The sequence below is a fragment of the Pseudomonas triticicola genome, from assembly GCF_019145375.1.
Taxonomy (GTDB): Bacteria; Pseudomonadota; Gammaproteobacteria; order Pseudomonadales; family Pseudomonadaceae; genus Aquipseudomonas; species Aquipseudomonas triticicola.
This window is the reverse complement of sequence record NZ_JAHSTX010000001.1, coordinates 1,592,478-1,607,107: the sequence shown is the minus strand read 5'-3', so window position 1 is coordinate 1,607,107 and position 14,630 is coordinate 1,592,478. Positions and strand designations below refer to the sequence as shown.

Below are 14,630 nucleotides of genomic sequence, written 5' to 3'. Positions count from 1 at the left end.
TCGCTACAGCTTTTACCGGCTACGCTGGACGCAGTGAACGAAAAAATACTATCGGGGCATGCCCGCGCGCATCGCTCTCTGGGGGATTGATGGATCTTTGGACCGCCTTGCAGGCACTGATTCTAGGAGTTGTAGAAGGGCTGACGGAGTTTTTGCCCATTTCGAGTACCGGACACCAGATCATCGTCGCCGACTTGCTGAATTTCGGCGGCGAACGGGCCATGGCGTTCAACATCATCATCCAGCTCGGCGCGATCCTCGCGGTGGTCTGGGAATTTCGCCGCAAGATCCTCGACGTGGTGATCGGCCTGCCGATCCAGCCGAGCGCCCGGCGTTTCACCGCCAACCTGCTGATCGCTTTCCTGCCAGCGGTGGTGCTCGGCGTAATTTTTGCCGATCTGATCCACGAATACCTGTTCAACCCGATCACCGTGGCGGCGGCGCTGGTCATCGGCGGGATCATCATGCTGTGGGCCGAACAGCGCCAGCATGAAGTGCATGCCGAAACCGTCGATGAAATCCGCTGGACCGACGCGCTGAAAATCGGCTTCGCGCAGTGCCTGGCGATGATTCCCGGCACCTCGCGTTCCGGCTCGACGATCATTGGCGGCTTGCTGTTCGGCCTGTCACGCAAGACCGCCACCGAATTTTCGTTCTTCCTCGCCATGCCGACCATGGTCGGTGCGGCGGTGTATTCGGGCTACAAATACCGCGATCTGTTTGTGCCGGCGGATTTCCCGGTGTTCGCCATTGGTTTTGTCACGGCGTTCATCTTCGCCATGATCGCTGTACGCGGCCTGCTCAAGTTCATTGGCAGCCACAGTTATGCAGCATTTGCCTGGTACCGGATTGCGTTCGGCCTGTTCATTCTGGCCACCTGGCAGTTCGGCTGGGTGGACTGGTCGGCGGCCAAGGCATGAACGATTCCCGCACGCGCCGCCCTGAGGGGCGACCTTCAGGCGGGCGCGTTCAGCATCTGAAATTGAAGCTTGCGGTGTTGGTGATCATCTGCGCACTGCCGCTGTTCGGCTCGCTGTCGATGTGGCTCAGCGGCATCTCGCGGGTGCCGCTGGCGGCGTACGGGATTGTCAGTGTGCTGGCGTTCTTTCTGTACTGGGCCGACAAACGCAAGGCCCGCACCGATGCCTGGCGCACCCCGGAAAACATCCTGCATGCGGTAGAACTGGCGGGCGGCTGGCCGGGTGCTTTGATCGCGCAGCAAGTGTTTCGGCACAAGACGCGCAAGGTATCGTTTCAGATTCTGTTCTGGGCGATCGTGTTGTTGCATCAGGTGTTCTGGATTGACCAGATTTTCCTCGGATCGAACTTGCTGTCGCTGATTTAACGTCCACCGAAAATCCCCTGTGGGAGCGAGCCTGCTCGCGAAAGCAATCTCATCCTCGCTGATGAGTCGCCTGAGAAACCGCCTTCGCGAGCAGGCTCGCTCCCACAGGATTTGCGTGCTTACAAAAGCAGGCCGATTTGAGTCTTCTTAGGCAACTTGCTCACCACCAGTTGATGCGATCGCTGCAACAAACCCTGCAATTCCTCGGCACTCAGCGGGTAGGGCGGGTGCATGATGATCCACTGCGCCCGTGCCAGATACGGCGCTGGATGAATCCCCGGGCGGTCGCAATGGCCGAGAAACAGGTCCTTGTCGACCTTGAATGCTAGCGAATCACCACGTAATCCCTGCAAGGCAAACATCTTGTTGCCGGCAATCGAGAACACCCGCACGCCGCTCCATTTGTAATCTTCCCGCGCGCCGGGCAGGGCCAGACAAAACTCGGCGACCTCGGCTTCGCTCATTCTTCCTTGTTTCATAGAAATCTGTCCCCGCAGGCATTGAACGATTCGACCAAGTGATCGATCCATGCGCGCACCGCCGGCATTACCCCGCGCCGGTGCGGATACACCGCTTGCAACCAGCCGCCAGGCAATGACCATTCCGGTAGCACTTGCACCAGGGTGCCGTTACGCAATTCGGTTTCGCAGAACATCATCGGCAGCACAGTAAAGCCCTGACCGGCCAGGACGCAGGCCTTGCGCACCACGAAATCATCGATGCCCAGTCGCGCTTCCATGCTCAGATCGACGCTCTTGCCTTGCTGATCGAGCAGGCGCACATGCACCATGCGATCGGCTTCCAGCGCGCCCAGTACCGGCAGGGTTTTCAGATCCTGCGGATGATTGATGGTCTTGCCTTGCATGAACGCCGGGCTGGCGATCACCACCGCTTGCGCCTGACGCAAGCGGCGGGTGACCAGCAACGGATCTTCATCGCCGTGATCGCGCACACGCAAAGCAACATCGATGCCTTCGGTGACCAGATCGACCCGGCGATTGAGCAGCACGACCTCCAGCTGCACCTGCGGAAACTTGCCGAGAAAGTCGCTGATCACCGTCGGCAACATTTCATGGGCAAGTCCGGTAGGGCACGACACCCGCAAGCGCCCGCGCGGTTCGCTGGACATGCTGGCCACCGCTTCGTCAGCCATCTCCGCTTCCAGCAACATCGCCTGACAGTGGCGCAAATAGCGTTCACCGACGGCAGTGAGATTCAGTTGGCGGGTGGTGCGTTGCAGCAGACGCGCGCCGAGGCGCTCTTCCAGCTCGGCGATCCTTCTCGAAAGCCGTGACTTGGGAATGCCGAGCAACCGCCCGGCGGCGGCAAATCCGCCGGCTTCGACCACTTTGGCGAAATAGTAGAGATCGTTGAGGTCCTGCATGCGCGTTTCCAGTCGTTCTATCAATGGGACGAACTATCGCATTGTCGGCGACTAATCAGCTATTGGTTTGTTGCGTAGGATTGTCTCCTTTCCGTCGCCGCCGGCGATTCTTTCAGGAGAACCCACATGAAACTGTTGCACATCGATTCGAGCATTCTCGGCGACAACTCGGCTTCCCGTCAGTTGAGCCGTCAAGTCGTCGACGCCTGGCAAGCTGCCGAGCCGAGCGCCGTGGTCACCTACCGCGACCTGGCCGCCGACGCGATCAGCCACTTCTCGTCGACCACCCTGGTTGCCGCCGGCACCACCGCCGAACTGCGCGACGCTGCGCAACAGCACGAAGCCGAGCTGAGCGCTTCGACCCTGGCCGAGTTCATCGCTGCCGACGCCGTGGTGATTGCCGCGCCGATGTACAACTTCACCGTTCCAACCCAGCTTAAAGCGTGGATCGACCGCGTTGCCGTCGCCGGCCAGACGTTCCGCTACACCGAAGCCGGCCCTGAAGGCCTCTGCGGTGGCAAAAAAGTGGTGATCGTGTCGACTTCCGGTGGCATCCACGCCGGTCAGGCCAGCGGCATCGCTCACGAAGAATATCTGAAGCTGGTACTGGGCTTCCTCGGCATCACCGATATCGAAATCGTCCGCGCTGAAGGTCTGGCCTATGGCGAAGAAGTGCGCAACAACGCCATGAGCGCTGCGCAAGCGAAGATCAGCGAGCAACTGTTCGCCGCCGCATAAGGCTTGCGTAAAGAACAGCCGATGTTCAGGTAATCCCCCAAAAACTCTGTATTCTGGTTCCGCAAGGGCCGAATACGGAGTTTTTTGTTTCTGGCTGTTACATAATCTGGCCCGGGTTATGCAGTTTCAGCACATCCGACGATGTGGTCCGACAGGGTAGGGCATTCATGAGGCATCTTTGTGCACTGTTGCTGATTTGCCTGCTGGCCAGCCTGAATTCAGTGCAGGCCGCACCGGGGCGCCACCCTGTCTGGAGCGTCGGTTATCACGAGATGACCTTTCTCGACCCGCTCGATCTGCAACCGATGCGCGCCATCGCTTTTTACCCGTCCAGTGACCGCGAGCACATGAGTTTGCTTGAGGGTTACTCGGTCGAGGCTGGAGAAGACACCAAGGTCGCGATCGGCCGCTTTCCCATGTTGATGCTGTCCCACGGCAACACCGGTACGCCGCTGGCCCTGCATGATCTGGCCACTTCACTGGCGCGCAAAGGCTTTGTCGTGGTGGCGGTGATTCATCCCGGCGACAACTGGCGCGACCATAGCCGACTTGGCACTTTGAGCAATCTCTACGGGCGGCCAATCCAGATTTCCCAAGCGATCACCGCCACCCTCGCCGACAACATGCTGGCGCCGTTCGTCAATGCTGAACAGGTTGGTGTGATCGGTTATTCGGCCGGTGGCGAGACCGCGTTGATTCTTTCCGGGGCGCAACCGGATCTGGATCGTCTGCGCCGCTATTGCCTGGAACGTCCGGACGATCACGACGCCTGCAACACCCAGGGCAAGCTGATTGTTGATCGCGATGACTTGCAGCCAGTGGCCGATCCACGGGTTCACGCGTTATTGCTGATGGCACCGCTGAGCCTGAAATTCGGCCGCCATACCCTCGCCGATGTGCACGTACCGGTGTTGCTCTACAGCGGCGACGGCGACAAACTGGTGGCCTTCGATAAAAACGCTGCGGCTTTGGCGCGCAAACTGCCCACTGCACCGGACTTCAAACTGCTGGCCGGAGCGGGGCACTTCGTGTTCATGGCGCCGTGCACCGAAGAGCAGATCCGCGCCATGCCGGCGTTGTGCACCGATGCCGACGGGGTGGATCGCGAGGATATTCACCGCAACCTGATCTCAGAGGCCGGACGGTTTTTTGCTCATGCACTGGGCAGATCGACACGGGCCGGGATGCAGACGGCGGATCAATAACTTCATCACCGCCACCAATTCCTGTAGGAGCTGACGAGTGCAACGAGGCTGCGATCTCTTGATCTTCAAAGCAAAATCAAAAGATCGCAGCCTCGTTGCACTCGTCAGCTCCTACAAGGGGATCGGTGCTTCATGAGGTCGCGCGACGCTTGAGTAGCAGGGTCAGGCCCAACCCGGTCACCGACAACAACGCCGCGCTGAAGAAAATCCACGAATAGCCCAGATTCAACGCCACCGCGCCCATCAGCGGCCCGGCAATCGCCAGTGCCAGATCAAAGAACACCGCATAAGCCCCCAACCCCGAACCACGACTGGAACCCGGCACCTGTTTGATCGCTTCAACCCCCAGCGCCGGGTACACCAGTGACAGCCCGAACCCGGCCAGCCCTGCGCCAATCAACGCATACGCAGTGGAGGGCGCCAGCCACAACATCACCAGCCCGACAGTTTCAACCGACATGCAAACGATGGCCGAGGCAAACCCGCCAAACCGGGCGATGGCCGAGATGAACAATAGCCGCGAGAGAATGAAGCACACGCCAAACACGGTCAGGCAGTACGCCGCGCCGGTCCAGCCTCGGTTGAGGTAATAAAGGGTGATGAACGTGGTCAGCGTGCCGTAGCCGATCGAGGCCAGCGTCAGGCTGGTGCCGTACGGCGCAATCTTGCCGAACACCGCCCAGAACGACAGGCGCTCACCACGAATCACCGGCACCGAAGGCTTGTTGCGGATCAACCACAGCGCACCGGCCGCCAACGCCGACAGCGCGATGCCAAGGCTGACAAAACCATATTCGGCAACCATTACCACGCCCAACGGCGCGCCAATGGCAATCGCGCCGTAAGAGGCGATGCCGTTCCAGCCGATGGATTTCGCGGTGTGCTCGACACCGACCTGGCCCATGCACCAACTGATGGTGCCGACGCCGATCAGGCCTTGGGCAATACCAAGCAGCAAGCGCCCGGCAATCAAGATCAACAGGCTGGTCAGCGGGAAGCTTTGCAGCAAGGTCGACAGCAACGTCAGCGCGCCACTGAGCACGATCCCCCACAAGCCATAAATGATCGCCCGCTTGGTGCCGAGCGTGTCCGACATGCGCCCGGCCATTGGCCGGCTGAGCAGTGTGGCGAGGTACTGCGAACCGATCACCAGACCGGCAATGATCGCGCTGAAACCCAGTTGCTCATGGACGTAACCGGGCAATACCGCAATCGGCAAACCGATGCAGAGAAAGGCAATGAAGGTGTAGAAAACGATGGAGACGATCTGCAGGGTGATCGCCAGGGAGCTTTGCGGTGGCAGTGGCTGCGCAGACATGAGCACTCGTTCGCGGGCGGCGGTGGGAGAGTTGCCGACATCATGGCGCGGGGCTGGGATAAAAGAAAGCAGGCTAACTACTTTCCCTTGGGATTGATGGGGCTGCTGACGGCCCCTTCGCGAGCAGGCTCGCTCCCACAGGGGAATGCATTTCAAATGTGGGAGCGAGCCTGCTCGCGAATGTCTGTGCACCCACCATTCCCAAACGCCGAATGCAAAAAGCCCCGTCACATGGACAGGGCTTTCAACTTGCAACTTGCCGCTTGAAACCAAAAGCTGCTCTTAGAAAACGACACCCTGGCTACGCAGGTAGTCGTCATAAGTGCCGCTGAAGTCGGTCACGCCGTTCGGGCTCAGCTCGATGATGCGCGTGGCCAGGGACGATACGAACTCACGGTCGTGGCTGACGAAGATCAGCGTGCCCGGGTAGTTTTCCAGCGCCAGGTTCAGCGCCTCGATCGATTCCATGTCCAGGTGGTTGGTCGGTTCGTCCATGATCAGCACGTTCGGCTTTTGCAGGATCAGCTTGCCGAACAGCATGCGGCCTTGCTCACCACCGGAGATAACCTTGACCGACTTGAGGATCTCGTCGTTGGAGAACAGCATCCGGCCCAAAGTACCGCGAATCATCTGCTCGCCCTGGGTCCACTGACCCATCCAGTCGAACAGGGTGACGTCGTCTTCGAAGTCGTGAGCGTGGTCCTGAGCGTAGTAGCCCAACTCGGCGGCGTCGGTCCATTTCACGCTACCGGCATCCGGGGTCAGTTCGTTGACCAGGGTGCGCAGCAGGGTGGTCTTGCCGATACCGTTCGGGCCGATGATCGCAACGCGCTCGCCGGCTTCAACCTGGAAGCTGAAGTCCTTGAACAGTGGCTTGCCATCGAAACCCTTGGCCATTTTCTCGACCATGACCGCCTGACGGTGCAGCTTTTTGTTCTGTTCGAAACGAATGAACGGGCTGACGCGGCTGGAAGGCTTGACCTCGGCCAGCTGGATCTTGTCGATCGCCTTGGCGCGGGAGGTGGCCTGCTTGGCTTTCGAGGCGTTGGCCGAGAAGCGGCTGACGAACGACTGCAGCTCGGAGATCTGCGCTTTCTTCTTGGCGTTGTCCGACAGCAACTGCTCGCGGGACTGGGTCGCCACCGTCATGTATTCGTCGTAGTTGCCCGGGAACAGACGCAGCTCGCCGTAATCCAGGTCAGCCATGTGCGTGCACACGCTGTTCAGGAAGTGACGGTCGTGGGAGATGATGATCATCAGGCTGTTACGCTGGGTGAGGATGTTTTCCAGCCAGCGAATGGTGTTGATGTCCAAGTGGTTGGTCGGTTCGTCGAGCAACAGCACTTCCGGATCGGAGAACAGTGCCTGCGCCAGCAACACGCGCAGTTTCCAGCCTGGCGAAACTTCGCTCATCGGGCCGAAATGCTGTTCCAGCGGAATGCCCAGACCCAACAACAGTTCGCCGGCGCGGGATTCGGCGGTGTAGCCGTCCATCTCGGCGAATTCGGTTTCCAGCTCGGCGACGGCCATGCCGTCTTCTTCGGACATTTCCGCCAGCGAATAGATGCGATCGCGCTCGGCCTTGACCTTCCACAGCTCTTCGTGACCCATGATCACGGTGTCGATCACGGTGAATTCTTCGTAGGCGAACTGATCCTGGCGCAGCTTACCCAGACGCACGTTCGGCTCGAGCATGACCTGGCCACCGGACGGATCGAGATCGCCGCCGAGGATTTTCATGAAGGTCGACTTGCCGCAACCGTTGGCACCGATCAGGCCGTAGCGATTGCCTGCGCCGAATTTGACCGAAACGTTTTCGAACAGCGGCTTGGCGCCAAACTGCATCGTGATGTTAGCTGTGGAGATCAATTACCTTACCTATCAATGGGTTAGAGCTGGTCTGTGGTGCTTGGTACCGGACTTGAGTACCAATCTGGAGCTTTTCCAGCTCCCCCCAGTCTGTGCTTGAGTTGAGCCAACGCGCATAAGCCGTCCGCAACTGGGGCCGTTGAAGGCAAGCTGCTGAGCGACGAGTACGGGGTTCTTGTTGGACATTGGCGCGCATTGTCGCATAACTCAGACGGCAGTTATATGGCAGGCAAACGGGCGTACACATCGGCTCGTCCGAGAAGTCCCCGATATCCGCTGATCAAAATCTCGAAAACCCGAATGAACTCACTCGACCATTTTCACTTCGGAAAGTGGAGCAGCAGCCATTTTGTTCAAACGAGTGAGGACCAAGCCATGCGAGCAATGACCTATCACGGCGCCCATGACGTGCGCGTCGAAACCGTACCGGACCCGAAACTTGAAGCCGCCGACGACATCATCCTGCGCGTCACCGCTACCGCCATCTGCGGATCGGACCTGCACCTGTACCGAGGCAAAATACCCACCGTCGAGCACGGCGATATCTTTGGCCATGAGTTCATGGGCATCGTCGAAGAAACCGGGCCAGCCGTCACGGCCGTGCAGCGCGGCGACCGCGTGGTGATTCCGTTCGTGATCGCCTGCGGCGATTGCTTCTTCTGCCAGCAAGAGCTTTACGCCGCCTGCGAGACCACCAATGAAGGTCCCGGCGCGGCGCTCAACAAGAAAATGATTCCGCCGCCAGCAGCGCTGTTCGGCTACAGCCGACTGTATGGCGGAATTCCCGGTGGCCAGGCGGAGCTGGTGCGCGTGCCGAAAGCCAATACCGGGCCGTTCAAGGTGCCGGGCACGCTGTCGGACGAGAAAGTACTGTTTCTCTCTGACATCCTGCCGACTGCCTGGCAAGCGGTGATCAACGCCGGGGTAAAGCAGGGTTCGAGTCTGGCCATCTACGGCGCCGGGCCGGTCGGTTTGCTCACCGCAGCCTGCGCGAGAATGCTCGGTGCTGAGCTGATCTTCATGGTCGACCATCACCAGTACCGCCTCGATTACGCCCAGCGCACCTACGGCGTGATTCCGATCAACTTCGATGAAGACGATGACCCGGCCGACACTATTACCGGCCAGACTCCCGGCCATCGCGGCGTCGATGCCGTGGTCGATGCCGTGGGCCTTGAAGCCAAGGGCAGCACCACCGAAACGGTCATGGCTACACTCAAGCTTGAAGGCAGTAGCGGCAAGGCCTTGCGCCAGTGCATCGCCGCCGTCCGGCGCGGTGGTGTGGTCAGCGTTCCGGGCGTATATGCCGGGTTCATCCATGGTTTTATGTTCGGCGATGCTTTTGACAAGGGCCTGACCTTCAAAATGGGCCAGACTCATGTTCAGCGTTTTCTGCCGGAACTGCTTGGCCACATCGAAACCGGCAAGTTGCAGCCCGAAGCGATCATCACCCACAGGCTGTCGCTGGAGCAGGCCGCCGAGGGCTACAAGATCTTCAATAAAAAACAGGAAGAATGCCGCAAGGTGATTCTTACCCCGGGTGGCAGCGATGTTCCGCTGGCGCAGTTGGATGAAACCACGCCGTTCGCACCGGCCACCTGAAACCGAGGAGTTTTCATGGCGCTACCGTCATCTTCATTCGCAGCTCCCGTACGCGCATGGTTCGTGAATCTTTCGCGGACGGGCTGGGGAGGGCGCATTTTCTGGCTGATCTTGGTCGGTGTAACCGTGTTGCTGTTGATCAGTGGCTACACCGGTTTGGTCAGTACGGGCCGCGACACCTTGCGCCTCGCCACACTTGGCGGACTGTCGGGTTTTGCCGCCACGGCAATCGGTGCGTTGCTGGCCCTGGCGCTGCGGGCGATTACTTCGCGAACCCAGGACACCATGCTCGGTTTCGCGGCGGGGATGATGCTGGCTGCCAGTTCCTTTTCACTGATCCTGCCGGGCATTGCGGCGGCGAAGGAGGCGGTGAGCAGCCCCATGCTTGCCGCTGCCGTCGTTGTGGCCGGTATGGCGTTAGGCGTGGCGTTGATGGTCGGCCTCGACCGTTTCGTCCCCCACGAACATGAAAAGAGCGGCCGGCGCGGGCCTGAAGCCAAGCGCTTCAATCGGGTCTGGCTGTTCGTGCTGGCGATCACCCTGCACAACCTGCCGGAAGGCATGGCGATCGGCGTCAGCTTCGCCACCGGCGACATGAAAATCGGCTTGCCGCTGACCACTGCGATCGCCATTCAGGACATCCCCGAAGGTCTCGCTGTGGCGTTGGCGCTGCGCGTGACGGGCATTTCCGCAGGGCGCGCAGCGTTGATTGCCGCTGCGTCAGGATTGATGGAACCGTTGGGCGCGATCATCGGTTTGGGCATCACCAACAGCTTCGCGCTGGGCTTCCCGGTGGCGATGGGCCTGGCCGCCGGTGCGATGATCTTCGTGGTGTCCCACGAGGTCATTCCGGAAACTCACCGCAACGGCCACGAAACACCGGCCACGCTCGGGCTGATGCTTGGCTTCGGCGTGATGATGTTTCTCGACACGGCTTTGGGTTAGCCACCCGACGCACACCACTGAGCGCATCGCCCCGCACAAAAAAGGAATTTTTTTCAGCGCCAATCACTCTTTTGTTTATAGGCAATGCCAATAACGCAGGGGAATGAGTCATGTCGCTGATCGAAATCCCGACCAGGAAGTCTTCGGGTAAAACATCCATGCCGGCGGATACCGAGCGCCGGCTCTATGACCGATTGCTGGCGGAAGACTCCACGGTTGATCGCGCGGCACTGGACTTCCTGCGCCGGCAACTGAGCAAGGCGGCTGCGCTGTCTGATGATTTGCCGGCCAGCGCTGAAGAACTGCTGCAATGGTCGGAAACCCGCTGCGCCAGCGTGGCGGCCGAGTACGCCGATTACCTCGAGCAACGTCAGCAGGGCGCGCCGCGCCGCTATTTCCGCAACAAATCCCACGCGTTGTATTTCATTCTGCATGTGGCACCGACCAAAGAGGTCGATGGCGCCTGGCTGGCCGGGTTACTACCGCAGTGGCAGGACCCGCGTTTCGACGATTTACTCGATACCTATCTTGAAGAGCTGGGCGAGGGCGTGCCACGGCAGAATCATGTGGTGATCTATCGCAAGCTGCTCGCTGAGCATGACTGCTCTGATCTGAGCGGTCTTGCCGACGAGTATTTTCTGCAAGGCGCGGTGCAGTTGGCACTGGGACGTTTCGGCGGGCAGTTTCTGCCTGAAGTTATCGGTTTCAATCTTGGCTACGAACAACTGCCGCTGCATCTGCTGATCAGTGCTTATGAATTGGCAGAGCTGGGCATCGATCCGCACTATTTCCGTCTGCATGTGACCATCGACAACGCCAGTACCGGGCACGCGCGCAAGGCTGTGCAATCAATGCTCGAACTGATGCCGCTGGGCGAAGAGCGCGATGAGTTCTATCGGCGCATGGCCGTCGGTTATCGCCTCAATGATGTCGGCAAAGGCACAACCGCCGTGATTACAGAGTTCGATCTGGACCACGAAGTCATCGCCATGCTTGAGCGCAAGGCTGTGTTTGGCCGGCACATGCATTCCGATTATTGCCGCATCGAAAACCGCACCATCAATCAGTGGCTGGCCACGCCGGGGCAAATGGGCGAGTTTCTTTCGGCGCTGGAGCGCAAGAGCTGGATCAAGCGCGGCGAGGCGGTGGAAGAAAGTCGTTTCTGGCGTTTGATTGACGGCAGCGACGCGGCGATGTTCGGTGTGTTCAACGGCTACGAAAAACAGCTGCTGCGCGACTGGATCACTCAGGATTGCCCGGCATCCCGGCCTCGGCCTTATGTGCGCCGCGAAGCTGCGGTAGAGGAAACCTTTGACGATGATGCCGATCTGCTCAATCTGGAAGCGGCACTGGCTGACAAACCTGCCGCCGAGCAAATGGCGTTGTTGATGCCATGGCTGCAACCGCAGCGACACTGGCGCCCGGCCGGACTTTTCGCGACGCGTCGCTTCATCCAACTGCGCGCCCGCTTGCGCTGAAACAAGGAGGCTTCATGTCGGCACAAGAAACATCGGACAGAGCGCTGCTCGAGCTGGGCAAGCGTCTGCTCGACAACGGTTATCACTTCATCACCCCAACGCCGTTGACCCACGAACGATTTCTGCAGCGCTTTGCCACGCCGTTGGCCAAGGATCTGCGCGATGTGTTTGGTTGGTCGATGCCGTTTCCTTCAGAGCTATTTCGCGCAGAGGAACTGGCCACGCTGGAGCAGGCCGGCGTAGTCGAACGCGATGGCGCGGTATGGCGCAGCCATGTGCGCTGGTCGACGCTGAATGACCGGTTGTTCGCCCACTCGGCGTTCCCGACGACGGCGAGTGATGCGGTGTTTTTCGGCCCTGACACTTATCGCTTCGCCCAGGCCATCGAAGCGCAATTGCAGCAACGCTTTTCGCCGATCAGACGCGCGGTGGACATCGGCTGCGGAAGCGGCGCCGGTGCGGTGGTCATGGCCAAGGCACGTCCTGATGCCGACGTGCTGGCGGTCGACATCAATCCGCGGGCGCTGCGCATGAGCGCGGTTAACGCCGAGCTGGCGGGCGCAAACAATGTGTCGGTGTATCACAGCGATCTGCTCGCCAGTGTCGAAGGGCAGTTCGATTTGATCATCGCCAATCCGCCGTACATGAACGACGAACAACAGCGCGCCTATCGCCACGGCGGCGGGGCGCTGGGCGAGGGTTTGTCGGTGCGGATCGTGCGTGAGGCGTTACCGCGCCTGGAAGTCGGCGGCACGTTGCTGGTGTACACCGGCGTGGCGATCGTCGCCGCGCAGGATCCGTTCCGCGAGGCTGTGGCGCCTCTGCTCAAGGGCGAGCGTTTTGGCTGGACTTATCGTGAGCTTGATCCGGATGTGTTCAGCGAGGAACTGCTCAAGCCGGAATATGAGCGCGCCGAGCGAATCGCCGTGGTCGCACTGACGGTAACCCGCGAGCAGTGACCGATAGTTGGGCCACTGCTCGCGCGGTGGCCTTCAGCGATTTCTGATGCGCGAGATCGTCAGCAGGCAAACCCCTACCAACATCGCAGCACCGGCCACCAGAAGCGGTGAAGGGCGAATTGGTTGCCGCGAGATACGCTCGATGCGCCCGGTGACGGAAGCGCGCACTGGCGCAGCAGGTTCCGCCAGATAAGGCGCTTCTTCGATCTCCAGGCGTAAGCCGTCCGGCATTACCAGCGTCAGCCCTTCGATCGTGCCGGCAATTCTGCCCGGATAAACCGGCTCACCGGTCGGGTCGAGCTGGTCGTAGAAGAATATTTGCCCTTCAAGCCAGCCGATGGCCGTCTGCAACTCAGGTCCCAGGTAATACTTTCCATCGAGAAAAAAGCCAGAGAATTGCGGCGCGCGCTCGACGCTTTCAATTCGATAGCGCTGACCTGGTTTCATACCGGTTTCTGGGGCGATCATGGGGGTTCCTCCGTTATTGGTAAGCGATAGAGGAGCGCGTGCCAAGCGTGGTTCCATCGAAATGAGCAACGGGCGTTTGTATGGATTCAAGTGTGCTGGAGCTTTACACGCAAACGCGCAAGACAGTTTTTCACAGTTGAGGGTTCACTATCGGTTACGAACTGTGGCTAAAATGCCACCCTTTCACCGAGCGCCCGGAAACGGCGCGGGCCAAGGACGCGCCCTGTGCATCAAGACCGCTGCATAAGACGCTGGGCCTCAGGTCGCCACGCGCGCAGTTTGTTCACTTTTGACGTGTGACTCTTTTCCGTGAAACTCATCATTGCCGCTGTTTATGTCATCTCCATTGCTTACGTTCACTTGCGTGGACGCGTGCGCCACAAACTGGGGCGGCAATTGAGTGACCACTCGACGTTCCTCGCGCCGATCAACTGCTTCCTCTATCTGTTTTCCAGGATGCCGAACAAGCCGTATCTGAACCCGGCAGACTTTCCCGATCTGAGCCCGTTGCAGGCGCACTGGGAAGAGATTCGCGAGGAAGGCCAGAATCTGTTGCGTGCCGGCGAAATCAAGCGCTCGAATCAGTATGACGATGTCGGCTTCAACTCCTTCTTCAAGACCGGCTGGAAGCGCTTCTACCTCAAGTGGTACGGCGACAGCCATCCATCGGCGATGAAACTGTGCCCGCGCACCACCGAACTGGTGCAGAGCATCGGGTCGATCAAAGCGGCGATGTTTGCCGAGCTGCCACCGGGCTCGAAGCTGGTGCGCCATCGCGATCCGTACGCGGGTTCCTACCGTTATCACCTGGGCCTGGATACGCCGAATGATCCCGGTTGCTACATCAACGTCGACGGTGAGAACTATCACTGGCGCGACGGCGAAGCGGTGATGTTCGACGAGACGTTTATTCATTACGCCGAAAACACCACGGATCAGAATCGCATCATTCTGTTCTGTGATATCGAGCGGCCGTTGAAGTACCGCTGGGCGGCGGCGTTCAACCGCTGGTTCAGCCGCACAGTGATGTCAGCGGCAGGCGCGCCGAATGATGCGGGGGACAAGACCGGTGGTATCAACCGCTTGTTTACCAAGATCTACAAGATCCGTTTGCGCGGCAAAGAGCTGAAGAAGCGCAACCGGACGCGGTATTACCTGGAGAAGTGGGCGATTTTTGCGGCGTTGCTGGCGATCTTTATTCTGATCTGAAGATTTACGGTGTCAGTAACGGCCTCTTCGCGAGCAAGCTCGCTCCCACATTTGATTTGGGTGAATGCAAATATTGCGTCCGACTCCAAATCCTGTGGGAGCGAGCTTGC

General features: G+C 59.6%; 14 protein-coding genes. 9 read left to right on the top strand and 5 right to left on the bottom strand.

Features of this window, described 5'->3' with window-relative positions; translation table 11 throughout:
• Positions 1–89: 89 nt before the first annotated feature.
• Positions 90–920 (top strand): undecaprenyl-diphosphate phosphatase, encoded by an 831-nt coding sequence (locus KVG85_RS07250; protein WP_217863419.1) that lies wholly within the window; start codon positions 90–92, stop codon positions 918–920.
• Positions 917–1,345, top strand: a complete 429-nt coding sequence (locus KVG85_RS07245; protein WP_217863418.1) for a DUF1294 domain-containing protein — start codon at positions 917–919, stop codon at positions 1,343–1,345. Before KVG85_RS07250 ends, KVG85_RS07245 begins: the two co-directional genes overlap by 4 nt.
• Positions 1,346–1,464: 119 nt before the next feature.
• Here KVG85_RS07245 and KVG85_RS07240 read toward each other — a convergent pair whose 3' ends face one another.
• Positions 1,465–1,824 (bottom strand): MmcQ/YjbR family DNA-binding protein, encoded by a 360-nt coding sequence (locus tag KVG85_RS07240; protein ID WP_217863417.1) that lies wholly within the window; start codon positions 1,822–1,824, stop codon positions 1,465–1,467.
• Positions 1,821–2,729, bottom strand: a complete 909-nt coding sequence (locus KVG85_RS07235; RefSeq protein ID WP_071172406.1) for a LysR substrate-binding domain-containing protein — start codon at positions 2,727–2,729, stop codon at positions 1,821–1,823. Before KVG85_RS07235 ends, KVG85_RS07240 begins: the two co-directional genes overlap by 4 nt.
• 126 nt (positions 2,730–2,855) lie before the next feature.
• Between KVG85_RS07235 and KVG85_RS07230 the strand changes: the two genes are divergently transcribed.
• Together KVG85_RS07230 and KVG85_RS07225 are read left to right on the top strand one after the other, a co-directional pair.
• The gene (locus tag KVG85_RS07230) at positions 2,856–3,467 is read left to right on the top strand and encodes an FMN-dependent NADH-azoreductase (protein WP_016774691.1); all 612 of its coding nucleotides are present in this window, start codon (positions 2,856–2,858) and stop codon (positions 3,465–3,467) included.
• A 167-nt stretch (positions 3,468–3,634) separates the two neighbouring features.
• Entirely contained in the window at positions 3,635–4,672 is a 1,038-nt protein-coding gene (locus KVG85_RS07225) for an alpha/beta hydrolase family protein (RefSeq protein WP_217863416.1), read from the top strand.
• Between the two features lie 130 nt (positions 4,673–4,802).
• Here the strand turns inward: KVG85_RS07225 and KVG85_RS07220 are convergent, their stop codons facing one another.
• Together KVG85_RS07220 and KVG85_RS07215 are read right to left on the bottom strand one after the other, a co-directional pair.
• Positions 4,803–5,990 (bottom strand): MFS transporter, encoded by a 1,188-nt coding sequence (locus KVG85_RS07220; RefSeq protein ID WP_217863415.1) that lies wholly within the window; start codon positions 5,988–5,990, stop codon positions 4,803–4,805.
• Between the two features lie 282 nt (positions 5,991–6,272).
• Complete coding sequence (locus tag KVG85_RS07215; RefSeq protein ID WP_016774693.1) at positions 6,273–7,859, bottom strand: ABC-F family ATPase; 1,587 nt, start codon at positions 7,857–7,859, stop codon at positions 6,273–6,275.
• 375 nt (positions 7,860–8,234) lie between these two features.
• Between KVG85_RS07215 and KVG85_RS07210 the strand changes: the two genes are divergently transcribed.
• The 4 genes from KVG85_RS07210 (at position 8,235) to KVG85_RS07195 (ending at position 12,843) form a co-directional block, all read left to right on the top strand.
• Entirely contained in the window at positions 8,235–9,461 is a 1,227-nt protein-coding gene (locus KVG85_RS07210) for a zinc-dependent alcohol dehydrogenase (protein WP_133337831.1), read from the top strand.
• A 15-nt stretch (positions 9,462–9,476) separates the two neighbouring features.
• On the top strand, positions 9,477–10,406 hold the full coding sequence (locus tag KVG85_RS07205) for a ZIP family metal transporter (protein ID WP_217863414.1): 930 nt from the start codon (positions 9,477–9,479) through the stop codon (positions 10,404–10,406).
• Between the two features lie 110 nt (positions 10,407–10,516).
• Positions 10,517–11,884: an iron-containing redox enzyme family protein gene (locus KVG85_RS07200; RefSeq protein WP_217863413.1), complete on the top strand. Its 1,368-nt coding sequence runs from the start codon at positions 10,517–10,519 to the stop codon at positions 11,882–11,884.
• 14 nt (positions 11,885–11,898) lie between these two features.
• Entirely contained in the window at positions 11,899–12,843 is a 945-nt protein-coding gene (locus KVG85_RS07195; protein WP_217863412.1) for a methyltransferase, read from the top strand.
• Between the two features lie 33 nt (positions 12,844–12,876).
• On the opposite strand, the gene KVG85_RS07190 is transcribed toward KVG85_RS07195, so the two are convergent.
• Entirely contained in the window at positions 12,877–13,311 is a 435-nt protein-coding gene (locus KVG85_RS07190; protein ID WP_217863411.1) for a short chain dehydrogenase, read from the bottom strand.
• A gap of 309 nt (positions 13,312–13,620) precedes the next feature.
• Between KVG85_RS07190 and lpxO the strand changes: the two genes are divergently transcribed.
• Positions 13,621–14,520 carry a lipid A hydroxylase LpxO gene (gene lpxO, locus KVG85_RS07185; RefSeq protein ID WP_039764006.1) on the top strand — a complete coding sequence of 300 codons (900 nt, stop codon included), beginning with the start codon at positions 13,621–13,623 and terminating at the stop codon, positions 14,518–14,520.
• Positions 14,521–14,630: the final 110 nt, after the last annotated feature.

Excerpts from the sequence above, each read along its gene's own strand:
- KVG85_RS07250 (WP_217863419.1), top strand. The coding sequence starts at position 90 with ATGGATCTTTGGACCGCCTTGCAGGCACTGATTCTAGGAGTTGTAGAA.
- KVG85_RS07245 (WP_217863418.1), top strand. The coding sequence starts at position 917 with ATGAACGATTCCCGCACGCGCCGCCCTGAGGGGCGACCTTCAGGCGGG.
- KVG85_RS07240 (WP_217863417.1), bottom strand. The coding sequence starts at position 1,824 with ATGAAACAAGGAAGAATGAGCGAAGCCGAGGTCGCCGAGTTTTGTCTG.
- KVG85_RS07235 (WP_071172406.1), bottom strand. The coding sequence starts at position 2,729 with ATGCAGGACCTCAACGATCTCTACTATTTCGCCAAAGTGGTCGAAGCC.
- KVG85_RS07230 (WP_016774691.1), top strand. The coding sequence starts at position 2,856 with ATGAAACTGTTGCACATCGATTCGAGCATTCTCGGCGACAACTCGGCT.
- KVG85_RS07225 (WP_217863416.1), top strand. The coding sequence starts at position 3,635 with ATGAGGCATCTTTGTGCACTGTTGCTGATTTGCCTGCTGGCCAGCCTG.
- KVG85_RS07220 (WP_217863415.1), bottom strand. The coding sequence starts at position 5,990 with ATGTCTGCGCAGCCACTGCCACCGCAAAGCTCCCTGGCGATCACCCTG.
- KVG85_RS07210 (WP_133337831.1), top strand. The coding sequence starts at position 8,235 with ATGCGAGCAATGACCTATCACGGCGCCCATGACGTGCGCGTCGAAACC.
- KVG85_RS07205 (WP_217863414.1), top strand. The coding sequence starts at position 9,477 with ATGGCGCTACCGTCATCTTCATTCGCAGCTCCCGTACGCGCATGGTTC.
- KVG85_RS07200 (WP_217863413.1), top strand. The coding sequence starts at position 10,517 with ATGTCGCTGATCGAAATCCCGACCAGGAAGTCTTCGGGTAAAACATCC.
- KVG85_RS07195 (WP_217863412.1), top strand. The coding sequence starts at position 11,899 with ATGTCGGCACAAGAAACATCGGACAGAGCGCTGCTCGAGCTGGGCAAG.
- KVG85_RS07190 (WP_217863411.1), bottom strand. The coding sequence starts at position 13,311 with ATGATCGCCCCAGAAACCGGTATGAAACCAGGTCAGCGCTATCGAATT.